The following is a 21,708-nucleotide window of genomic DNA, read 5'->3' on the forward strand; positions in this document are numbered from 1 at the left end:
GATGTCCGGCCCGCGCGGACGCGCCCCGGACCCCGCGCCGGGCAGGTCAGACCGCGGCGGCGTGGCCGCGGACCATGCGGCCGACCTCGGCGCGCAGGTGCACGAAGTTCGGGTCCTCGCGGGTGGTGATCTGGTCGCGCGGCGACGGCAGGTCCACCTTCAGGTCGCCCACCACCTGCGCGGGCGCCTTGGACAGCACCACCACGCGGTCGCCCACGTAGACGCTCTCGTCGATGTCGTGCGTGATCAGCACGATGGTCATCTGGTGGTGGCTGCGTACCTTGAGCACCAGGTCTTCCAGGTCCTCGCGGGTCTGGGCGTCCACGGAGCCGAACGGCTCGTCCATGAGCATCAGCGACGGACGGTAGGCCAGCGCCCGCGCGATCGCCACGCGCTGCTGCATGCCGCCGGACAGCTGGAACGGGTACTTGCGCCCGGCGTCGGAGAGGCCGACGGACTCCAGCGCCTCGTGCGCGGCCTCGCGGCGCTGACGCTTGTCGAGGCTCTTGCGGCGCAGCGGCAACGCCACGTTGTCGGCCACCGACATCCAGGGGAAGAGCGAGCGGCTGTAGTCCTGGAAGACGACGGCCAGGTTGTCGGGCGTCTGGCGCACCAGGTTGCCCTCGACCCTGATCTCACCGCCGGTGGGCGTGATGAGGCCGGCGATGGAACGCAGCAGCGTGGACTTTCCGCACCCCGACGGCCCGACGATGCACAACAGCTCACCTTCGGCGACGCTCAGGCTGAGTCCTTCGATGGCGCGGTGCTCGTTGGGGCCGCCGCCGCCGTAAACGTGGGAGAGGTTGTCTATCTCGAGCAAGGCGAATTCCTCGGGGGGAGCGAGACCAGGGACAACATGGCGACTCTATCGAAACCGGGAATAGCTGCACATGTCGTATGAATATTTCGGACGCGATCTTACTCCTGGCTGATCGCCGAGCGACACCCGTGAAGATCCACATCACCGGTGCTCACACGGCACGCGCGGGCGTACGGCCGGGTCCGTCGAGGGAATATAGGGCCTCCGAAAGGCCCGTCCGCAACTCGTCGTCGAGATCGCGGCCGGATCGAGCGGAGGCCGGTCGTGCGTCAGGTGGGTCGGAGACCTGCCCGCCCGATCACCTGAACCGGGCGGGCCGTCCCGAGGAGCACGTGGTCACTCCTGGGGCTGGTCTTCCGGCGTCAGGTTCTCCTGGCCACCGAGGTCATCCTGGCCCAGGTTCTCCTGGCCACCGAGGTCATCCTGGCCCAGGTTCTCCTGCTCCGGGGCGGCCTCGTCCGCTGTGTCCTGCTGCGGGGCGGCCTCGTCGGCGTCCTGCTCAGGGAACAGCTGGTCGAGGTTCTGGTCGCCCGACTCCTGGCGGGCGAGCGCCAGCGGGTCGAAGTTCTCCGGCGAGAGGGCGTCCGGACCGGCCTGCCCCGGGTCGAAGCTCGCCTCGTCCTGGTTGTCCGGGGCCCAGTAGTCCTGGCCCTGGTTGTTCGGGGACCAGTAGTCCCGGCCCTGGTTGTCGCGGGACGCGTCACCCGGCGCGGCCTGCGTGCTGTACAGGTCGGGACGGTGGTGCGAGTGCCACGGCTTGAACGGGAACCACGGCCACGGCTTGTGCGGCCACTTGACCACCTTTCCGGGAGGTCCGGGAGGACCCTGCGGCCCCTGCGGGCCGGCGGGACCCTGCGGGCCCTGCGGTCCGGCCGGGCCCTGCGGTCCGACCCTGCCGTGGCAGTGGCGGTGACGGTGGCAGTGGCGGTGACGCCAGCCGCCCCACCAGCGCGGGCCGCAGTGACGGTGACGGCAGCCGAGCGCGGGCTTCTCGTGGACGAGCGTGGCGGCGCTCGTCTGGGCGATGGCGCCGGTGGTCACCCCGGTCTGGGCGCTGGCGACCTGACCGAGCGGCAGGAGTACGGCGCCGGTGGCCAACGTGGCCAGAGCGAGTGTGGCGGCCCGCCGGTGGCGGATTACGCTTTTCATCTTCACGGTCATTCGTTTCCTGTGTGTCGGTGATCCGATCTAGATCCTGGTCGCCCTCCCCGGCTTCCAGATGGATTCCGACATACCCATACTCAACGTTCGGGGACGCCATTTCCCGGTTAATGTCTGCCCCAAGCTTATTCTCTATTGCCGCAATTTCAGGAAATGCTGTCATCCAGCCGAATTGTCCGAATCGTCCCAGGTCAACAGGGGTGTGAACGCGAGCACGCCCGGCGCGAGGCGCGCCGGGCGTGCGCATTTGCGGCGAAGGCTATTCCGACACTTGCTGCGCCTGGTGATGCCAGGCGAGCACGCGCCGTTCCACCACCAGGAACAGCTCGTTGAGCACATATCCGAGCACGCCGAGAAGCACGATTCCGGCCCACATGGCAGGCAGGTCGAACATCGACCAGGCGTCGGTGAGCTGGAACCCGATCCCGTTCGTGGTCCCGGGCAGCAGCTCGGAGAAGACCATGACGATCAACGAGAGCGACAACGCCAGCCGCAGCCCGGCGAACATCTTCGGCAGCGCGGACGGCAGCACGATCCGGCGGATCCGCTCGGCCCGCGACAGCCTGAACACCCGGCTGGTGTCCAGGTGCAGCGGCTCGACCGAGCGCGCCCCGTCGGCGGTGTTCAGCAGCACCGGCCAGACGATGCTGAACACGATGAACGCCAGTTGCATCTTCACCCCGAAGCCGAACACCACCAGGAACACGGTCACCAGCGCCGGGGGCGGGATCGCGCGCAGGAACTGCAGCACGCCGTCGAGGTAGTCGTACACCCGGGCCGACATGCCGATCGCCAGCCCGAGCAGCACCCCGAGCAGCGCGCCGACGGTGAAGCCGACGGCCATCCGGCCCAGGCTGGGCAGGATGTTCTGCACGGCCATGTCGGTCAGGAACAGCCGCTCGGGCGGCCCGGAGAACCACATGGTCCCCATGCGCAGCACGATCTCCGCGGGCGGAGGGAAGAACGTGCTGGCCGCCAGCCGCGTGGCGCCCTCCCAGACCCCGACGAGCACCACCAGCACGCACACCCGGAACAGCGCGGTCTTCATGGGCGCGGTCTTCACTGGCGTGGTCTTCACTGGCGCGGTCTTCATGTGCGCGCCCCCAGCCGTTCGTGGTGCCAGCGGAAGGCCCGGCGGTCGGCGGCCACCAGCAGCGCGTTGACGAGCACGCCGAACAGGCCCACCCAGAACACGCCGGCCAGGATGTCCACCATCCGCGCGGGCACCGCCAGGCCGGCGAAGAAGATGAACACGCCGATGCCCTCGCCCCGCCCGGCCACGATCTCCGTGCTCACGGTCAGGATGAGCGCCACCCCGGCCGACAGCCTGAGCCCGGTGGTGATGAACGGCGCCGACGACGGCAGCGACACCCGCAGCAGCACCGCGAGCCGACCGAACCCGTACGAGCGCAGCGACTCCTTGGCCACCGGGTCGACGCCGCGCAGGCCGTACATGGTGTTGTAGAGGATGGGCCACAGCGCGGCGTAGACCACCAGCGTGATGCGCAGCCGCAGGTCGGTCCCGATGACCAGCGCGACCAGCGGGATGAGCGCCACCGACGGGATGGGACGCAGGAACTCCACCACCGAGCGCATGGCCGCGTCGAGTATCGGGACGCTGCCCAGCAGCAGGCCGAGCGGCACCGCGATCGCCGCCGCCAGGCCCAGCCCGGCCGCCCAGGCCAGCAGGCTGGTGGCGGCGTGCGTGCGGAACGCCGGATCGAGCAGCAGCTCGCCGGCCCGCTGGAGTATCTCCGTGGCGGGCGGCAGGAACTCCGCGTCGACCAGGCCGGTCCTGCTGAGCAGTTCCAGCAGGACGACGAACGCGAGCACCCCGCCGGCCCGGCGCGACCACCTGGTGGCGGCCGTCACCGGGCGGGCGAGTACGGTGGCGGCGCTCACCCTGAAGCGGTCGCCGACATCAACGTCTTGACGTCGATTTCCCTGGCGAGCCACTTGGCCTCCATCATCCAGTCGGCGACGCGCTGGAGTCTGGTGGCGTTGTCGGAGCTGGAGAAGAACGGGAAGGTCACCGTGGCGGCCGTCGCCGCGTCGATCTGGGTGAAGTTCGGCAGCACCTTGGCCACCACCTCACGGTTGTTCTCCATCATCTTGGCGGCGTTGTGGATGGCCCGCTGGAAGGCGGCGGCGGTCTTGGGGTTCTGGTCGTACCACTCCTGGGTGCCGACGTAGCCGGAGATCGGGAACTCCTTGGCCGGCCCGGAGGCGGGGTCGATGATCTTGCGCGCGCCCATCTGCGACGTGGCCGCGGTGACCATGGGCTCGCCCAGGTAGGCGGCGTCGATCTGGCCGCCCTTCCACGACGGCATGATGTTCTGGAACGTCACGGGCACGTACTTGATCTTCGCCGGGTCGACGTCGTTGGCCTTGAGCACCTGGGTCAGCGCCAGCTCCTGGAAGTTGTGCAGGACGTTGACGTTGATCGTCTTGTTCTCGAGGTCCTTCGGCGTCTTGATGGGCGAGTCGGGCAGCGCCATGATGCTCAGCGAGTCGGGCGCCGCGCGCGATCCTTCGGCCAGGATGCGCAGCTTGATCACGTTCTTGTCGTGGGCCTGGAACATCGACACGTAGTTGCCGAACATGGCGTCGATCTCGCCGTTCCGCAGCATGGGGATGGCCTCGGGTGCCGCCTGCACGACCTGCGGGGTGACCTCCAGCCCCTCCTTCTCGAAGAGCTTCTGGTCGATCGCGACGTAGATGGCGGCGCTGTCGATGGCGGGGAGGGTCGCGACCTTCAGTTTCGTCTTCTCCAGCGCGCCTCCGCTGGCGGACGCGGACGGCGGCGCGCTGGCCGAGCCGGAGCCGGCGCCGCTGCACGCGACGGCTCCGAGTGCCAGGACAAACCCGATGACGGCGGCCTTGGAATGGCGGCCAAGCCTCATGTCTGGGACTCCCTTCACAGGGGTGCGGTGGTGCCAGGAGGGGGAACCGGGAGGGCTGCCTCCCGGGGCTGCGTGCCTGACGCACAGCATGGGGTCCGACGGTAGGTACCACCTGGATGACGGGTTATTGCGAAGCTAACACTTGAGGTTGCAATGCCAATGTGACGCTATATCGTGACAAATTGGTGCGAGGGGAAAATCGCAGAATCGGGCCCGGTGTGAAAGGAGTGACGTGTGGGTGCGGCGGTGTCGCTGATGTCATGCTTACGATCTTCCTAACGATCTTTAAATGATCGTGTGAGGCGCATGAGGCAGCCTGTTCCAGCAGGTGAGAGGCGTTATACCGATTCCGATCCAAATTTTCGGACGAATCGGGATATATGCCTCGATGAGGCACTTTTGGTGGTTGGACGTAGCCATCACCTGTGCTCAAATGACCCTCATCTCGATTGTACGAATGGCCCCCACAAGCATTCACCGCATGGTCATCGAGAATTCCCCTCCGGGGCGAGAGGTTGCGAAGGCAAGTGAGAACGCAGAGCGATGAAGCTTCCGCCGACCGCGAGCCGCACGGGCACCAGAAGCGCCGGGTGCCCAAGCCATCCTCGAGCAGGTTCGGCCTGGGCAACTGGCGCGTGCGATCGCGCCTTGTCGCGCTGATCGTCGTCCCCACGGCGGTGGCCGTGGGACTGGGCGGGCTGAACGTCGTCACTTCGCTCGCGGACGCCAGCGGCTACCAGACGTTGAGAGAGGTCGCCGAGCTCAGTGAACAGATCGGCGCCGTCACGCACGAGCTGTCGTTCGAACGCGACCAGACGGCTCTCTACATCGCGCAGGGCCGGCCGGAAGACCGCCTGCCCCAGCTCCGCACCACCTACAGCAGCGTCGACAACCTGATCGGCGAGGCCAAGCGGCGCGCCGACGTGATCGCGGACACCCACGGCGACGCGGTACGTCCGGTGCTGCGCCGCCTGCAGGAGATCAAGTCGCTGCGCGACACGGCCGCGGGCAAGATCCAGCCGCTGCCGCTGATCCAGAAGTACTCGCAGATCATCTCCGCCCTGCTGCAGTTCCACGACCAGGTGGGCCAGGTGGCGGTGGACGACGAGGTCTCACACAGCGCCAGCGCCATGGCCGCGATCAGCCGGGCCAAGGTGCAGGCGTCCAAGCAGCGCGGCATCCTGGCCAGCGCGCTCGACAAGAAGGCCTTCGACAGCGGCGAGCTCGACGCGCTCACCGCCGCCAAGGCCCAGGAGGAGAGCGAAGAGGCGCTGTTCGCCACCCTGGCCACGCTCGACCAGCTCGAGCTCTACCGCAACACGGTCGTCGGCAGGGACGTCGACCAGACCGACCTGTTCCGCCTGCGGGCCATGGCCCAGTCGGCGGAGAGCCGGCCGCTGAGCATCGGCGTGCGGCCGGACAAGGACGTGAGCACCTGGTTCGACGTCAGCACCGGGAAGATCGACGCGTTACGCAGCGTGGAGAAGACGCTGGCGTCCTCGGTCATCCTGCGGGCCCGCGGGCTGGAGGACGCGGCCAACCGCTCGGCGCTGATCTCCGGCGGGCTCATCCTGCTGCTGCTCATCGTGGTGCTGGCGATCATCTCGCTGATCGCCCGCTCGCTGATCAGGCCGCTGCGCAAGCTGCGCGGCGAGGCCCTGGACGTGGCCGGCCACCGCCTCCCGGAGACCGTGCGCCAGCTCAGGGAGAGCACGGACGGCACGGTCGTCCCCGTCACCCCGATCGGCGTCACCACCCACGACGAGATCGGCGAGGTGGCGCGGGCCTTCGACGAGGTGCACCGCGAGGCGGTCCGCCTGGCGGGCGAGGAGTCGCGGCTGCGCAGCAACGTCAACGCGATGTTCGTGAACCTGTCGCGCCGCAGCCAGACGCTGGTCGAACGGCAGATCACCCTGATCGACGGCCTGGAGCAGGGCGAGCAGGACGAGCAGCGGCTCGGGAACCTGTTCAAGCTCGACCATCTGGCCACCCGCATGCGGCGCAACAGCGAGAACCTGCTGGTGCTGGCCGGCCAGGACCCGCCGCGCCGGTGGAGCCAGCCGGTGAAGCTGGTCGACGTGGCCCGTGCCTCGCTGTCGGAGGTGGAGAACTACGAGCGGGTGGTCCTCCAGGTGCCCGACGGCGTCTCGGTGGCCGGTCAGGCCGTCAACGACGTCATCCACCTGCTGGCCGAGCTGGTGGAGAACGCGTTGTCGTTCTCGCCGCGCGAGACCAGGGTGACCGTGTCGGGCAGCAGGATCGACGGCGGCGGCGTCATGCTCTCGATCACGGACTCCGGCATCGGCATGACGCAGGAGGAACTGGCCCAGGCCAACGAGCGGCTGACCGACGCGCCGTCGGTGGACGTCTCCGTCTCGCGGCGCATGGGGTTGTTCGTGGTCGCCAGGCTGGCGCACCGGCACGGCATCCGGGTGCAGCTCCGTCCGCACAGCTCGGGCGGGCTGACCGCGATGGTGCTGGTGCCCGAGGCGATGCTCGGCCACGGCGCGCCGACCTTCCCCGGCATGACCACGGGCAGCGGGCCGCGCGAGGAACCGCAGGCGGGCGCGGGTCAGCGCGACGAGTCGCCCTACCCGGGCGCCGGGCCGCGCGAGGCCCCGTTCGCCGGCGCGGGCCCGCGCGAGGCGCCGTACACCGGGGCGGGTCAGCGGGACGAGCCGTACGCGGGCGCCGGGCTGCAGGCGGCGCCGGCGCCGACCGACTGGCCAGAGCCGACCTACCAGCTTGGCCCCGGCCGGCTCGGCCCCGGCCATCCGTCCTACCCGTCGAACCCCGACGCGGGCGGCTCCTGGCCCCAGTGGCCGCCGGACGCCGGCGGCTGGCCCGCCGACCAGAACACCAGAGCCGGCGGCTTCGAGATCTCCGACGTGTGGACGCCACCGCGCAACCCGTCCTGGAACGGCGAGAGCGGACAGCCCGCCGCCCGGCCGCCGATCGACGGCTGGAGCGACCGGGCCGACGCCGGAGCGCAGCAGCACCGGCCGCGCTACGAGTTCCCCGAGCCCGACGTCGCCTCCACCGGACCGATCCCCTCGGTCAAGCCGGCCACGGACGGCGACGACTACCTGCCGATCTTCGCGGCCGTCGAGTCCGCCTGGTTCGGCCGCGGCGAGAGCGCGGGCAGCTGGGGCTCGGCCAAGTCGGACGCCGGCTGGAGCGCCGCCCAGGCGGCGGCCGAGCCGGCCCAGGGCGAATCGACGTCCGCCGGGCTGCCCAAGCGGGTGCCCAAGGCCAACCTGGTGCCGGGTTCCGCCGACACCGCGGCCGCGCCCAAGGGCGTGACGCCGATGCCGTCGGTCTCGCCCGATCGGGTGCGCAGCCGTCTGTCCAGCTTCCAGCAGGGCTTCCGGGCGGCCCGCGACGACATCACCGAAGGCAGAGCAGCATTCCAGTCCGGTCAGAACCACATTGATGGCAGGGAGGAGGGGGCATGAACGACCTCAGCCACGCGGCACGCGGGGTCGACTGGCTGATCACCGACTTCGTCAGCACGGTCCCGGGCGTCGCGCATGCGGTGGTGGTCTCTTCTGATGGGTTGCCACTGGCGGCCTCGTCGGGCTTTCCGGCCGACCGGGCTGATCAGCTGGCCGCGATCGCGTCGGGCTTGGTGAGCCTGACGCAGGGTGCGGCGCGGGTGTTCGAGGGTGGTGCGGTCAATCAGACGATCGTGGAGATGCAGCGCGGGCTGATGCTGATCATGTCGATCAGTGACGGTTCGTGTCTGGCGGTGCTGGCGGCCCCGGACTGTGACATGGGGCTGGTGGCGTATCAGATGACGTTGATGGTGGATCGCGCCGGTCAGGTGCTGACTCCGGCGGTGCGCGCGGAACTGCGCGCCAGCCAGACAAGGTGACGGCGCGTGACGGACCCTAGATGGACGAGCGGCGGTTGGGGACCCCAATCCCAACCGCAGCCGAGTCCTGACCCCGCTTCACCGGTCCGTCCTTACGCGGTGACGGGAGGACGGACCGCTCCCCGGGTGAAGCTCGCCATGGAGGCATTGGTCTCCTCGGCGACGGCCGAGCACCGGGAGTTCTCCCACATCACCCCGGAGTATCAGGCGATCAGCCAGCTGTGCCGGCAGGTCAGGTCGGTGGCGGAGGTGTCGGCGCTGCTGCGGATCCCGCTCGGGGTGGTGCGCGTGCTGATCGCCGACATGGCGGCCGAAGGTCTGGTACGCGTGCACCAGCCGCAGCTAGAAGCCGGACGACCAGACGTCAACCTGCTGGAAAGGGTGCTCAGTGGACTTCGCAGGCTCTAGCCCCGGCCTCACCTCGACCAAGATCGTGGTGGCCGGCGGTTTCGGGGTAGGGAAGACGACATTCGTCGGCGCGGTGTCGGAGATCATGCCGTTGACGACCGAGGCGGTCATGACCGACGCTTCGGCCGGCATCGACGATCTCAACCTGACACCGCTGAAGTCGACCACCACCGTGGCGATGGACTTCGGCCGGGTGTCGCTCGACCGCGACCTGATCTTGTACTTGTTCGGCACGCCGGGACAGCACCGGTTCTGGTTCATGTGGGACGACCTGGTGCGCGGGGCCATCGGCGCGGTGGTGCTGGTGGACACGCGGCGGCTGGCCGACAGCTTCCCGGCCATCGACTACTTCGAAGAGGCGCAACTTCCGTTCGTGGTCGGCGTGAACGGCTGGGACGGCCAGTACCCGCACAGCGACGCGGAAGTACGCGACGCCCTGACCCTGGCCCCGCACATCCCGCTGGTCAGGCTCGACGCCAGATCCAAGGACTCGGTCAAGAGCGCGCTCATCCATCTCGTCGAGCACGCGCTGAACGTGCGCATGGCCGTGCCGGGCTGGAAAGGCTAGACGCTCCAGGAGGGGCGCTCGTTGAGCGCGCGGACGTCGGAGTCGGTGATGCCGCGCTGGGCCTCGGCCATCGCGGCCAGCTCCGCCCCGCTGAGCACCTCGGAGATGTCGGTGAACCCGTCAGGCGCCCGCTCGGCCACCAGCCTGACGGTCTCCTCGATCGGCAGCGACCGGTGCAGCAGCACCAGGGCCGAGGTCGGAGGGCGCCGCTCCGCCTCGTAGGCGGCCAGCGCCGCCCGCGGATCGTCGATCGTGGCCAGGCATCTGGCCAGCACCCGCGCGTCCAGGACGGCCTGCGAGCCGCCGTTCGAGCCCACCGGGTAGAGCGGGTGGGCGGCGTCGCCGAGCAGCGTCACCCGTCCTTCGCCCCAGAAGGGCAGCGGGTCCCTGTCGACCATGGGGTATTCGAGTATCCGGCGCGAGGCCCGCATGAGCGCGGGGATGTCGAAGTGCCGGTAGTCCCAGCTTGCGAAGTGCGGCGCCACGTCCTCGATCCGGCCAGGGCGCGACCAGTCGGCCTCCTTCACCACGCCGGGCTCGCCCACCTTCACCTCGGCCACCCAGTTCACCAGCGTGGGGTCGGCGGCCGAGATGGGATAGGTGACGAACTTGCCGGCCAGGTTCGAGCCCGACACGAGCACCGTCGAGCCGTCGAGGATCGGGCCGTCCAGGATCGAGGCGGTCTCGGCCACGCCGCGCCACATGCGGATGCCGCCCCACAGCAGCGGATCGTCGGCCGGGTGCAGCACGGCGCGCACCGTCGACAGCACGCCGTCCGCGCCGACCAGCACGTCCGCCCGCTCGCGCAGTGACCGGCCGGAGACCTGGTCGCGCAGCGTCACCGTGACGCCGGAGCCGTCCTGCTCGAAGTCCGTCAGGCGCAGGCCCAGCCGGACCGGGCCGACGCGGTCCTCGACCGCGGCCAGCAGCATCATCTGCAGCTCGCCGCGGTGGACGGAGTACTGCGGCCACCGGTAGCCGGCCGCCAGCCCGCGCGGCAGCGCCAGGATCTCGCCGCCGAACCGGTCGGTGAAGGTCATGAAGCTGGTCTCGACCCCGGTGGCGGCCAGCGGCTCGCCCAGGCCCAGCTCGGTCAGCTCGCGTACGGCGTGCGGCTGCAGGTTGATGCCCACGCCGAGCGGCCCGAGCGTGTCGGCGGCCTCCACGACCACGCAGTCGAGCCCGGCCGCGTGCAGGCTGAGCGCGGTGGCCAGCCCGCCGATACCGGCGCCGACGATCATCGTGCGCATCGGATTCCCGCACCGTCCTTCCGGGGTCAGACGTTCCTGGTTGCGTGCCTGTGCCAGCCCAGCAGCCGGTGCTCGGCCAGCACGAACAGCGAGTTCACGACGTAACCGAGTACGCCGAGCAGGGCGATCGTGGCCCACACCGCGGGCGTGTCGAAGCCGCGCTGGGCCTGCAGGAGCTGGTAGCCGATGCCGTCGGTGCCGCCGAACAGCTCGGAGATCACCATCAGGATCAGCGCCAGCGACAGGCTCAGCCGCAGCCCGGCGAAGATCTTCGGCGAGGCGGCCGGGATGATCACGACCCGCAGCCGCTGCGCCCGCGACAGGCCGAAGACGGTGGCCGTCTCGGTGTAGGTGCGATCCACCGCCCTGGCGCCGTCGATGGAGTTGAGCAGCACCGGCCAGATCACGCCGAACACGATCGTGGCCAGCTGGGTGGGGCCGCCCGCCTGGAACAGCACCACGAACAGCGGCAGCAGCAGCGGGGGCGGGATGGCCCGGCCGAACTCGAACAACGCGTCGACGTAGTCGGTCGCCGCCCGCGAGCGGCCGAGCATCACCCCGGCCACCACGCCGACCAGCGCGGCCAGGACCCAGCCGCTGAACATGCGGCCCAGGCTGGGCAGGATGTGGCCGATCGCGTCGTCGGTGAGGAACAACCGTGACGGGGGACCGGCGAACCACAGCTCGTACATGCGGTCCACGATCGTGGTGGGCGGCGGGAAGTCGGTGTCCTGGAGCAGCCGCGTGACGAGCTCCCAGACGACGAGCACCGCGAACACCAGCCAGAGGCGGGCGACGGCCTTGCCGCCGCGCACGGCGCCGCGCCCGACGGCCCTGCCGCCGCGCACGGTGCCGCGGACGACGACCTTGCCTGCCTTCTTGATCGCGGGTTTCACGACGGCGCCGCCCCCGTCCGCATCAGGTGCCAGCGGAACAGGCGGCGCTCGCCGCTCAGCAGCGCCAGGTTGGCCAGCACGCCGAAGATCCCGGCCCAGCAGGTGGCCGCCATGATCAGGTCGGTCCTGTTGCCGCTGCCCGCCTGGATGACGTAGACGCCGATCCCACTGGTGCCGCCGGCGAGCAGCTCCGCGCTGACCGCCAGGATGAGCGCGATGCCGGCCGCGATCCTGATCCCGGTGGCGATGAAGGGCGCGGCGCTGGGCAGGCTCACCCTGGCCAGCACCGCCAGCCGGCCGAAGCCGAAGCTGCGCAGCGTGTCCTTCGACAGCGGGTCGACGTCGTGCATGCCGTACAGGGTGTTGATCAGGATGGGCCAGACGGAGGCGTACACGACGACGGAGACCTTCATCATCGCGTCCTGCGGGATCAGCAGGATCGCCAGCGGGATGATGGCCACCGACGGGATCGGACGCAGGAACTCCAGCACCGGCCTGACCGCGCGCTCCACCGGCGCCAGCGCGCCGAGCAGCACGCCCAGCGGAACGCCGGCCGCGATCGCCACCAGCAGGCCGAGCGCCCAGTTCGTCAGCGTCGTGGCGAGCCCGTCCAAGAACGTGACGTCGGCGGCCAGGAGCGCGGCCTCGCGCAGGATGACCGAGGGCGGCGGGAAGAGCAGGTCCTCGCTCAGCCCGAACCGGATGACCAGCTCGCCGGCCAGGAGGAACCCCGCGGCGCCGACGACGCCGCGGAGCAGTCGCGCACCCGTCATCAGCTCGCCGGGGCGACGATGACCGACTTCACGTCGACCGGGCTGTCGAGGTACTTGTGGGCGAGCATGATGTCGGCGACCTTCTGCAGCCGCTCGGCCGTCAGCGTGGCCGGGTAGGTGCCGAGGGTCATCGTCGACGCCGTCTGCGCGTCGATCTTCGTGTACGTCGTGATGATCGACTCGACCTCCTTGCGGTCACCCGCGGCGAGCCGCTGCGCCTTGGCGATCGCCCGCTGGAAGGCGGCCAGCGTCTTCGGGTTCTCCTGCACCCACTCGTCGGTGGCCATCCAGCCGGCGATGGGGAAGTCCGCCATCTCGCCGGTCATCGTGTCGGCGATCACCCGGAAGCCGTGCTTGGCGGTGTTGGCGGTGATGAACGGCTCGTTGATCCAGATGGCGTCGGCCTGCCCGGCGCTGAGCGCGTTGCCCATGTCGGGGAACGGCTTCTCGGCGAACTTGACGTCGGCCTCGGTCAGTCCGGCGGCCTTGAGCTGGGACGTCACCGCCAGCGTGGCGATGTTCCTGAGGTTGTTGACCAGGACGGTCTTGCCCTTGAGATCGGCCACGGTCTGGATCGGCGAGTCCTTCGGGACCATGATGACGAAGGTCTTGGGCGTGGCCTGGTACATGTCGGCGACCAGCTTGATCTTCTCGCCCTTGCTCACGGCCGCGAACGTCGAGACGTAATTGGTCTGCGAAATGTCCAGCGCACCGCTCTTGATCTGCGGCATCGCGGCGGCGCCACCGGTGATGACGACCGGTTCCACGGTCAGGCCCTCGTCCTTGAAGTAGCCCTTGGCGTTGGCGATGTAAAGCGCGGCGACGTCGATGATCGGCAGCGCGCCGACCTTGATGGTGGTCTTTTCCAGGCCCTTGCTGTTCTGCGTGGCGCCGGTCGGCTCGGCGCTACCACCGCAGCCGGAAAGTGTGAGCGCGACCGTGACGCCGAGCGTAACGGCGAGACAGCGCAGTTTCCTTGTCATGGGAGGTTCTCCTGCAGGTCTCGTTGATCACGAGCGGGGTGACGGGCGTGAGCGTATCGGAGGGAAGAACGGCGTTGAAGCGCTATGCCTTTTAAATGTCATTTATGGCCTTATGTCCAGATATGAGGGAATGCCCTGGTGCGCGTTGACGAGGCCGATTCTGAGATGATCGGATAGGCGGCTGTCTCCCCTCCCTCAGCACCCCCAGGAGCATCATGTCCAAGCGTCGTGGCTTAGCCCTGTCCGCAGCCTTCACCGCGCTGTTCCTCAGCCTCGCCGCACCTGGTGCGGCGGCCGGCGCCGAGACCACCGACCCCACCCACCCCGGGCCCGTCTACCAGACCGTCACCGGCAAGGGCGGCCTGCTCTCGCTGCAGACCAACGGCCGCCCCGACGGGCAGGACATGGTGTTCCGCATCTCCGGCTCGGTCTACGCCAACATCGAGGGCAACAACTACGACCCGCACCTGCGCCACGGTCAGAAGCTGTTCAACATCGAGGGCTACAACATCAGGCGGCTGTACCGGGTGCCCAACACCAACCAGCTCTACCAGCTCTCCCGCGAGATCGTCTTCTACACCGACCCCGCCAACCCGACCACCATCCTGCGGGAGTGGCGCAACCCGATCGACCTGAAGACGTACCCGGTCGTCCCGATCAACAACGACGCGGTGAACTTCGGCCCGTTCAACGTCACCTCCTCCTACGCCGGGCCGCCGCTGCGGGTCATGCACGACGAGACCCAGTGGACCAGCGACATCCCGGTGCGCACCGACTTCGGCGCGACGCTGAGCGAGACGTTCGGCCTGACCAACGGGGTGTACACGGCCCAGGAGATGTTCGACTTCTACGTCGACGACCGCGAGGTGGCGGCCCGCACCGTGCCCGGCACCGTACCGACCGGCGCCATGAAGACCAAGATCAGCTGGTCGCGCACCAGCCCGTGGGCGCCGTTCATGTGCCTGGCGGAGACGAGCGTGCGCGGGCAGCTCACCTACCACGCCCGTAGCTGGTCGCTGAACTCCTACGCCGACATCGAACCGTGGCTGCGGGCCGAGATCGACGCCAGCTGGCCCCTCTACAAGGCCGCGCCCACCTCGCCCGGCCCGAGCGAGAACTCCTGGGTGTCCTTCTACAACAAGCAGCTCGCACACGGCACCACCACCTGGTGGGCCTGGTGCGGCGCCAACGGAAGAGCATGATGACCGATGTGAGAAACCCGCTGACCGGCCAGCCCGATCGGCAGCTCGACCCCGTCTCGCCCGCAGCTCTGGCCGCCACCGCGGCCGAGCTGCGGGCGATGGCCCCCGCCTGGCGCGCGGCCGATCGCGGCGCGGTGCTCACCGCGTTCGGCGAGGCCGTCGCCGCCTCCGACGACCTGCTCTCGGCCCTGGTCGCCGACACCGGCCGGGTGGGGGAGTCGGCGCTGGAGCGCCAGATCGTGGCGGGCATGATCGCCCGCTGGGTGCGCCAGGCGCCCGCCCTGCTCGCGCCGCCGGTCGAGAGCGCCGCCTCGCTGCCCGGCGTCTCGGTCTCGGGCGACACCGTGCCGTACGAGCTGGCCGGTGTGATCAGCCCGTGGAACTTCCCGCTGCTGCTCGGCCTCATCGACGCGATCCCCGCGCTGGCCGCCGGCTGCCCGGTGCTGGTCAAGCCGAGCGAGGTGACACCGCGCTTCATCGAACCGCTGATGCGCCTGGTGCCCGCCGAGCTGCCGCTGCGGATCGTCGAAGGCGACGGCGCGACGGGCGCCGAGCTGGTCGGACTGGTGGACGTGGTGGTGTTCACCGGCAGCGTCCCGACCGGCCGGCGGGTGGCCGAGTCCGCGGCCCGCGCCTTCATCCCGGCCTTCCTCGAACTGGGCGGTAAAGACCCGGCGATCGTGCTGGCCGGCGCCGACCTCGACCGGGCCGCCTCGGCCGTCCTGTGGGGCGGCACCGCCAACGCCGGCCAGTCGTGCCAGTCGATCGAGCGGATCTACGTCGAGCGCGAGGTCCACGACGAGTTCCTGGCGCTGCTCGCGGGCAAGGCGGCCCAGGTCGGGCTCACCTGCGAAGGCGGCCCCATCGGCCCGATCATCGGCCCGGGGCAGGAGGACGTCATCGCCGCCCACCTGGCCGACGCCGTGGCCAAGGGCGCCCATGTGCACACCGGCGGCGCCGTCGAACGCCACGGCGGCGGCCACTGGTTCCGCCCCACCGTGCTGTCCGGCGTCGACCACACCATGCGGATCATGGTGGAGGAGACGTTCGGCCCGGTCCTGCCCGTCATGGCGGTCTCCGGCGCCGACGAGGCCGTGGCCCTGGCCAACGACTCCGAGTACGGACTGTCCGCCGCGGTGTTCGCCGCCACGGAGGAGCAGGCCATGGCGGTGGCGAGCCGGCTGGCCGTGGGCGCGGTCAGCGTCAACGACGCCTCGCTCACCGCGCTCGTGCACGAGGGCGAGAAACACTCCTTCCGGCTGTCCGGGCTCGGCGGCTCCCGCATGGGCCCCGCCTCGATCAGCCGCTTCCTGCGCCGCAGGGCCTTTCTGTTGAACCGCTCCACTGCCGCCGATCCGTGGTGGCACCAGACCAAGGGATAGATCATGGGACTTCGCGAGGACATGCCGCTGCTGGCCAAGCACGTGGGCGAATGGGCCGGCGAGTACGTGCACGTCGACGGCGCCGGCAAGGAGCTCGACCGGCACCGCGTCGAGATGACCTGCGCCATCACCGAAGACGACCGCTACCACCAGACCAACCGCTACTTCTGGGACGACGGCCGCACCGAGGTGCTCGAATTCCCCGGCAGCTACCTGGGCAACGGCCGCTGCGGCTTCGACACCGAGCGGCTCAAGGGCGAGTTCTGGGAGCTCGACTCCTCCACCATCTACCTGACCTGGCAGTACAAGGCCGAAGGCGAAGACCTGCGGCTGTACGAGCTGATCGTGCTCAGCGACGACGGCAAGTCGCGCAACCGGGTCTGGCAGTGGATCAAGGACGGCGAGTGCGTCAAGCGGACCCTGATCAACGAGAAGCGGGTCAGCTGAATGACGTCCTTCCGCGCCCTGGCGCTCCAGCTGGAGACCAGGGCGATCAACGGGGCGGCGGACCCGCGCGCCGAGATGCGGGCCGCCATCGACAGGATCGACCGGCAGGTCGGCGGCTCCAAGGCGTGGCTCGGCCGCGACCTGCGCCTGGTGGTGCTGCCCGAATACGCGCTGACGGGCTTCCCGATGCGCGAGAGCTTCGCCGAGTGGCGTGACAAGGCCGCCCTCGACCCCGAAGGACCGGAGTACGCGGCCCTGGCCGCGATCGCCACCGGGCACGAGGTGTTCCTGTGCGTGAACGCCTACGAGACCGACGAGCACTTCCCCGAGCTGTACTTCCAGTCATCGGTGATCTTCTCCCCGGCCGGGGAGGCGGTGCTGCGTTACCGCCGGCTGCACTCGATGTTCTCCCCGAGCCCGTACGATGTCTGGGAACGCTACCTGGAGGTCTACGGCATCGACGGGGCGCTCCCGGTGGCCGAGACGGAGATCGGCAACCTGGCCGTGATCACCTCGGAGGAGATCCTCTACCCCGAGCTGGCCCGCTCGCTGGCTCTGCGCGGCGCCGAGATCCTCTGTCATCCCACGTCGGAGGCGTCGTCGCCGGTGCTCACGCCCAAGGCCATCGCCCGCCGGGCGCGGGCGGTGGAGAACCTGGCCTACGTCGTTTCCGCCAACAGCGGCGGGCTGACGGGCATCCCGATCCCCGGAGACTCCACCAACGGCGGCTCCGAGCTGATCGACTACGAGGGCCGGGTGCTGGCCCAGGCCGGGTCAGGGGAGTCGCTGGTCGCCGCGGCCGAGCTCGACCTGGCCGCGCTGCGCCGCTATCGCCGCCGTCCAGGCATGGCCAACCTGCTGAGCAGGGTCAAGACCGGGCTGTGGGCCGACGAGTACGCCAGGCACGACGTGGAGCGGCCCGACGGCCTGCTGCACGAGATGCGTGAGCGGCCCTGGTTCGCCGCCCGCCAGGCCGAGGCCATCGAGCGCCTGTACGGCTGAGCCTCCGGTGTTCCGAGCCCGGTCACGCCGGGCTCGGAACGTCCGGATACCTCAGACCTCGTTCCTGCGCGCGCTTCTGTGCCAGCGCAGGAACCGGCGCTCCACGGCCACGAAGAGCGCGTTCAGCAGCACGCCCAGGACGCCGAGCAGCACGATCCCGGCCCACATGGCCGGGATGTCGAAGTCGCTCTGCGCCTCCAGCATGCGGTGCCCGATGCCCTCGCTGCTGCCGACCAGCTCGGAGATCACCATCATGATCAGCGCGAGTGAGACGCTGAGCCGCAGCCCGGCGAAGATCTTCGGGGCGGCGGCGGGCAGGATGATGCGGAACAGCCGGGTGGCCGGGCTCAGCTTGAACACCTCGCCGGTCTCGACGTACTGGCGGTCCACGGTGCGGCCGCCGTCCATCGAGTTGATCAGCACCGGCCAGACGACGCCGTACACGATCGACGCGAGCTGCATCTCCGTGCCGATCTTGAACAGCAGCAGGAACACCGGCAGCAGCGCCGAGGGCGGCACCGAGCGGCCGAAGTGCAGCAGCGGCTCGACCAGCGCGGCCAGCGCCCGCGAGCGGCCCATCGCCAGGCCGACCGCGACGCCCACCAGCGAGGCCAGCGCCCAGCCGGCGAACAGCCTGGCCAGGCTCGGCACCAGGTCGGCCACGGCCTCGTCGGTGAGGAACAGGCCGGTCGGCGGTCCGGAGAACCACATCTCGTGCAGCCGGACCATGATGGTGCTCGGCGGCGGGAAGTAGACGGCGTCGATCTGCCGCGTGGACAGCTCCCACGCGATCGCCGCCACGGGCAACATCCAGTACCAGCGTGCCCTGCTCAGGAACCCGGTCACGTCGCCTCCCCGGCCCTGGCGTGGTGCCAGCGGAACAGGCGGCGTTCCCCGGCGGTGAACAGCAGGTTCGCGGCCAGCCCGAGCACCCCTGCCCACACGGTCGCGGCCAGCATGCGGTCGATGCGGTTGGCGGCGCCCGCCTGGCTGAGGAAGGTGCCGATGCCGCCCTCGCCGCCGGCGATCAGCTCCACGCTCACCGCCACGATCAGCGTGACGCTGACCGCGATCCTGATCCCGGTCGCGATGAACGGCGCCGCGCTGGGCAGCGACACCCGGACGACCACGGGCAGCGCGCCGAAGCCGAAGCTGCGCAGCGTCTCCTTGGCCAGCGGGTCGACGTCGGCCAGGCCGTACATGGTGTTGATCAGCAGCGGCCAGGAACAGGTGTAGACGATCAGCGAGATCTTGGCGTCCGCGCTGTCCGGAAAGAGGAACATGGCCAGCGGGATCAGCGACACCGACGGGATCGGGCGCAGGAATTCCACCACCGGCCGCACGGACCGTTCCACCACCGGCACCGTCCCGAGCAGCAGTCCCGCCGGTACGGCCACCGCGATCGCGATCAGCAGCCCGATCGCGCAGGCCTCCAGCGTGGCCAGGACGTGCTTGAGGAAATCGGCCTCTAGAACGAGCCCGGCCGCCGAGGCGAGCACCGTCGAGACGTACGGCATGATGTCCCGATCGATGAGGCCCAGGCGGCCGGCTGCTTCAACCAGGGCGAGGAACCCCAGGACGCCCGCGGCGCCCAGGGCTCCTCGCCTGATTCCCTGCTTGGTCATCCCGAGATGGTCGCGATCTGCTGTGTCACGTCCACCTTGGCCTTGAGGTAGCCGTACCCGGTGAGCAGGTCGGCCAGCTTCTGGAAGTTGGCCTTGTCCACCTCGGCGGAGAACACGCCGAGCTTCATCGCGGCCGCGGCCTCGGCCGGGATCTGGGTGTAGGTCGGAATGACCTCGTTGATGGCGTTGCGGTCACTGCCCGCGATGGCCTGCGCCTTGGACAGCGCGCGGTGCAGGGCGGCGGCCGTGTTCGGGTTCTTGGCCAGCCAGTCCTCGGACACGCCCCAGCCGTCGATCGGGATGCCGGCGGTCGGGCCGTCCATGGTGTCGATCACCTGGGTGGCGCCGAGCTGCGTCTTGGCGGAGGTCAGGAACGGCTCCACCAGCCAGGCGGCGTCCACCTTGCCCGACGACAGCGCGGCGAGCTGCTCGGCGAACTGCACCGGGACGTACTTGACGTCCTCCGGGTTGAGCCCGGCCTGCTGCAGGTGCGCGTTGGTGGCCGTCTGGCCGAGGGCCTTGAGCACGTTGACCGCGATGGTCTTGCCCTTGAGGTCCTTGGCCTCCTTGACCGCCGAGCCCTTGGGCACGACGACGCCGGCGATGCCGGGGGCGGCCTCCTGGCTGTGCTGGAACAGCTTGAGCTTCGCCGCGCCGGAGTCGTTGATGGACAGCAGCGAGACGTAGCTGGTGAGGAAGGCGTCCATGCTGCCGTTGAGGATCTTCGGCATGACCGCCTGCGGGGCCTGGATGACCTCCGTCTTGACGGTGAGCCCCTCTTCCTTGAAGAAGCCCCGCTTCTCGGCGATGAACAGCGGCGCCGAGGAGGGAACGGGGACGATGCCGATCGTCAGGGTGGTCTTCTCCAGCTTGCTGCCGCTCTGCGCGGGAGCGGCGCTGGGGGACGCCCCGGTCGATCCGCCGCCGCTGCCGCAAGCCGCGAGCCCGATGGTGAGTGCGAGCCCGACGGCGCAGGCGCGTGCCAACTTCATTTCAGTGTTCTCCGTTACTGGCCTGAACCGGTGACGACCATGGCCTTGACGTCGACCTTGGTCTTGAGATAGCCGAATTCGCTCATCAGGTCGGCGACTCGCTGAATGCGTGCCGGGTTGAGCGAGGTGGGGAAGGTCCCCATCGCCATGGTCATGACGGCTTCCTTCGGCGTCTGGGTGTAGAGGGGCACCACCTCGGCCAGGGCGGCGCGGTCGGTCGCGGCCAGGCGCTGCGCCTTGGCCACCGCGCGCTGGAAGGCGGCGGCGGTGTTGGGGTGCTTGGTGACCCACTCCTCGGTGGTGGCCCAGCCGTCGATCGGCAGGGCGTCGGTCGGGCCGGTGTTCGTGTCGACCAGGAGGCGGGAGCCGGACTGCTGCGCGGCGGACAGGAACGGCTCGACCAGCCAGGCGGCGTCCACCTGGCCGCTCTTCAGCGCGGGGATCTGGTTCTGGAACGGGATCGCGACGAACTTCACGTCCTGCGGGGTCAGGCCGTTCACCTGGAGGTGCGCGCTGACGGACAGGGTGCCCAGGTTGTTGAGCGAGTTGACGCCGATCGTCTTGCCCTTGAGGTCCTTGGGCGTCTGGAGCTTGGAGTCCTTGGGCACGACGACGCCGGCGATGCCGGGGGCGCCCTGCAGGGTGTCCGAGAGGATCTTGATCTTCTCCGCGCCGCTGTCCTGGATGTTGAGCAGGGAGACGTAGCTGCCCTTGAAGACGTCCATGGCGCCGTTCTTGATCTTGGGCATGACCTCCTGCGGGGCCTGGATGATCTCGGTCTTGATCGTCAGGCCCTCCTCCTTGAAGAATCCCCTCTTGTCGGCGATGAACACCGGGGCGGAGGAGGGGACGGGGGAGACGCCGATGTTCAACGTCGTCTTCTCCAGGCCCCCGGACTTGGCCGAGGAGTCCGTCCCCGCGGGGTCGGACGTGCCACTGCAGGCCGCAAGGGATACGGCCGTTAGAAGTCCGGCAATACACACACGGACGTTAGGCCCGAATTTCATGAGTCTCCTCGGCGAGTCAAGCTTCGAGCCGCGCTCCGCGCCGGAAGGAGGGGGGCGGTCGCGCGGACAGGCGGAGATCGTACAGGAGGGGCAAAGACTAATGCCATGAAATGCCCCAATTCGAGACCTACGGTTAAGTATGGTTTGTCATGTAATGTCCGAATTGGGGTAAATACGGGTTTTATGGGGTTAAGGTCGTTGTTAAGGCAATCTGGAACGGTCCTAAAGAGTCAGTGGTTTTGTAAGGTTGGCCCGGCTCGTCAGTATGTGCTCAAATTGCACCTTGTCTCGGGCGCGCATCATGCGCCTCGCGTGCCCCGTGCATTAACGCGAGAGGGTGGAGCCAGTGGCGAAACAATCGGCCGAGGACGGCCGAGGTCCTCATCCGCCTGCGCGAACACCCAAGAGAAGAGTT

21 protein-coding genes are annotated in these 21,708 nt (G+C 69.3%); 8 read left to right on the plus strand and 13 right to left on the minus strand.

The genetic code is table 11. The features are described 5' to 3' along the window. Positions 1 to 46: 46 nt before the first annotated feature. The 5 genes from HII36_RS21405 to HII36_RS21425 form a co-directional block, all read right to left on the minus strand. The gene (locus HII36_RS21405) at positions 47 to 820 is read right to left on the minus strand and encodes an ABC transporter ATP-binding protein (protein WP_173525009.1); all 774 of its coding nucleotides are present in this window, start codon (positions 818 to 820) and stop codon (positions 47 to 49) included. A gap of 336 nt (positions 821 to 1,156) precedes the next feature. Then, positions 1,157 to 1,969, minus strand: a complete 813-nt coding sequence (locus tag HII36_RS55755; protein WP_217369778.1) for a hypothetical protein — start codon at positions 1,967 to 1,969, stop codon at positions 1,157 to 1,159. Between the two features lie 271 nt (positions 1,970 to 2,240). Next, positions 2,241 to 3,059, minus strand: a complete 819-nt coding sequence (locus HII36_RS21415) for an ABC transporter permease (RefSeq protein ID WP_328807814.1) — start codon at positions 3,057 to 3,059, stop codon at positions 2,241 to 2,243. Between the two features lie 11 nt (positions 3,060 to 3,070). Next, complete coding sequence (locus HII36_RS21420) at positions 3,071 to 3,883, minus strand: ABC transporter permease (RefSeq protein ID WP_173525010.1); 813 nt, start codon at positions 3,881 to 3,883, stop codon at positions 3,071 to 3,073. Further along, a complete protein-coding gene (locus tag HII36_RS21425) occupies positions 3,880 to 4,884 on the minus strand; it encodes an ABC transporter substrate-binding protein (protein ID WP_173525011.1) in 1,005 nt (334 codons plus the stop codon). Before HII36_RS21425 ends, HII36_RS21420 begins: the two co-directional genes overlap by 4 nt. A gap of 590 nt (positions 4,885 to 5,474) precedes the next feature. On the opposite strand from HII36_RS21425, the gene HII36_RS58725 reads away from it, so the two are divergent. From HII36_RS58725 to HII36_RS21445, 4 genes are read left to right on the plus strand one after another with little or no spacing between them, the layout of a single operon-like run. Further along, a complete protein-coding gene (locus HII36_RS58725; RefSeq protein ID WP_173525012.1) occupies positions 5,475 to 8,339 on the plus strand; it encodes a sensor histidine kinase in 2,865 nt (954 codons plus the stop codon). Then, positions 8,336 to 8,758, plus strand: coding sequence for a roadblock/LC7 domain-containing protein (locus HII36_RS21435; RefSeq protein ID WP_020546542.1), 423 nt, complete (start codon positions 8,336 to 8,338; stop codon positions 8,756 to 8,758). The genes HII36_RS58725 and HII36_RS21435 overlap by 4 nt, the downstream gene beginning before the upstream one ends. Positions 8,759 to 8,764: 6 nt before the next feature. Further along, positions 8,765 to 9,166: a DUF742 domain-containing protein gene (locus tag HII36_RS21440; protein ID WP_173525013.1), complete on the plus strand. Its 402-nt coding sequence runs from the start codon at positions 8,765 to 8,767 to the stop codon at positions 9,164 to 9,166. After that, positions 9,147 to 9,734 (plus strand): GTP-binding protein, encoded by a 588-nt coding sequence (locus HII36_RS21445; protein ID WP_173525014.1) that lies wholly within the window; start codon positions 9,147 to 9,149, stop codon positions 9,732 to 9,734. The genes HII36_RS21440 and HII36_RS21445 overlap by 20 nt, the downstream gene beginning before the upstream one ends. On the opposite strand, the gene HII36_RS21450 is transcribed toward HII36_RS21445, so the two are convergent. From HII36_RS21450 to HII36_RS21465, 4 genes are read right to left on the minus strand one after another with little or no spacing between them, the layout of a single operon-like run. Continuing rightward, positions 9,731 to 10,984 carry a flavin-dependent oxidoreductase gene (locus HII36_RS21450; RefSeq protein ID WP_173525015.1) on the minus strand — a complete coding sequence of 418 codons (1,254 nt, stop codon included), beginning with the start codon at positions 10,982 to 10,984 and terminating at the stop codon, positions 9,731 to 9,733. The genes HII36_RS21445 and HII36_RS21450 overlap by 4 nt on opposite strands. Before the next feature lie 26 nt (positions 10,985 to 11,010). Then, positions 11,011 to 11,880 (minus strand): ABC transporter permease, encoded by an 870-nt coding sequence (locus tag HII36_RS21455; RefSeq protein WP_328807815.1) that lies wholly within the window; start codon positions 11,878 to 11,880, stop codon positions 11,011 to 11,013. Then, positions 11,877 to 12,653, minus strand: a complete 777-nt coding sequence (locus HII36_RS21460) for an ABC transporter permease (protein WP_173525016.1) — start codon at positions 12,651 to 12,653, stop codon at positions 11,877 to 11,879. Before HII36_RS21460 ends, HII36_RS21455 begins: the two co-directional genes overlap by 4 nt. Beyond that, the gene (locus tag HII36_RS21465) at positions 12,653 to 13,636 is read right to left on the minus strand and encodes an ABC transporter substrate-binding protein (protein ID WP_236003715.1); all 984 of its coding nucleotides are present in this window, start codon (positions 13,634 to 13,636) and stop codon (positions 12,653 to 12,655) included. The genes HII36_RS21460 and HII36_RS21465 overlap by 1 nt, the downstream gene beginning before the upstream one ends. A gap of 215 nt (positions 13,637 to 13,851) precedes the next feature. On the opposite strand from HII36_RS21465, the gene HII36_RS21470 reads away from it, so the two are divergent. Genes HII36_RS21470 through HII36_RS21485 form a run of 4 tightly spaced genes read left to right on the plus strand, consistent with a single transcriptional unit; the run spans position 13,852 to position 17,669 of the window. Beyond that, positions 13,852 to 14,838: a DUF1838 family protein gene (locus HII36_RS21470; protein ID WP_173525017.1), complete on the plus strand. Its 987-nt coding sequence runs from the start codon at positions 13,852 to 13,854 to the stop codon at positions 14,836 to 14,838. A gap of 8 nt (positions 14,839 to 14,846) precedes the next feature. Further along, complete coding sequence (locus HII36_RS21475; protein WP_217369779.1) at positions 14,847 to 16,220, plus strand: aldehyde dehydrogenase family protein; 1,374 nt, start codon at positions 14,847 to 14,849, stop codon at positions 16,218 to 16,220. Between the two features lie 3 nt (positions 16,221 to 16,223). After that, positions 16,224 to 16,667 (plus strand): DUF3598 family protein, encoded by a 444-nt coding sequence (locus HII36_RS21480; protein WP_173525018.1) that lies wholly within the window; start codon positions 16,224 to 16,226, stop codon positions 16,665 to 16,667. Next, positions 16,668 to 17,669: a nitrilase-related carbon-nitrogen hydrolase gene (locus tag HII36_RS21485; protein WP_173525019.1), complete on the plus strand. Its 1,002-nt coding sequence runs from the start codon at positions 16,668 to 16,670 to the stop codon at positions 17,667 to 17,669. 51 nt (positions 17,670 to 17,720) lie between these two features. Here HII36_RS21485 and HII36_RS21490 read toward each other — a convergent pair whose 3' ends face one another. Genes HII36_RS21490 through HII36_RS21505 form a run of 4 tightly spaced genes read right to left on the minus strand, consistent with a single transcriptional unit; the run spans position 17,721 to position 21,293 of the window. After that, complete coding sequence (locus tag HII36_RS21490) at positions 17,721 to 18,515, minus strand: ABC transporter permease (RefSeq protein ID WP_328807816.1); 795 nt, start codon at positions 18,513 to 18,515, stop codon at positions 17,721 to 17,723. Beyond that, positions 18,512 to 19,294 (minus strand): ABC transporter permease, encoded by a 783-nt coding sequence (locus tag HII36_RS21495; RefSeq protein ID WP_173525020.1) that lies wholly within the window; start codon positions 19,292 to 19,294, stop codon positions 18,512 to 18,514. Before HII36_RS21495 ends, HII36_RS21490 begins: the two co-directional genes overlap by 4 nt. Further along, complete coding sequence (locus HII36_RS21500; protein ID WP_173525021.1) at positions 19,291 to 20,286, minus strand: ABC transporter substrate-binding protein; 996 nt, start codon at positions 20,284 to 20,286, stop codon at positions 19,291 to 19,293. The genes HII36_RS21495 and HII36_RS21500 overlap by 4 nt, the downstream gene beginning before the upstream one ends. 14 nt (positions 20,287 to 20,300) lie before the next feature. Further along, positions 20,301 to 21,293: an ABC transporter substrate-binding protein gene (locus tag HII36_RS21505; RefSeq protein WP_268959573.1), complete on the minus strand. Its 993-nt coding sequence runs from the start codon at positions 21,291 to 21,293 to the stop codon at positions 20,301 to 20,303. Positions 21,294 to 21,708: the final 415 nt, after the last annotated feature.

It is taken from the genome of Nonomuraea antri, assembly GCF_013283785.1.
Lineage (GTDB): Bacteria > Actinomycetota > Actinomycetes > Streptosporangiales > Streptosporangiaceae > Nonomuraea > Nonomuraea antri.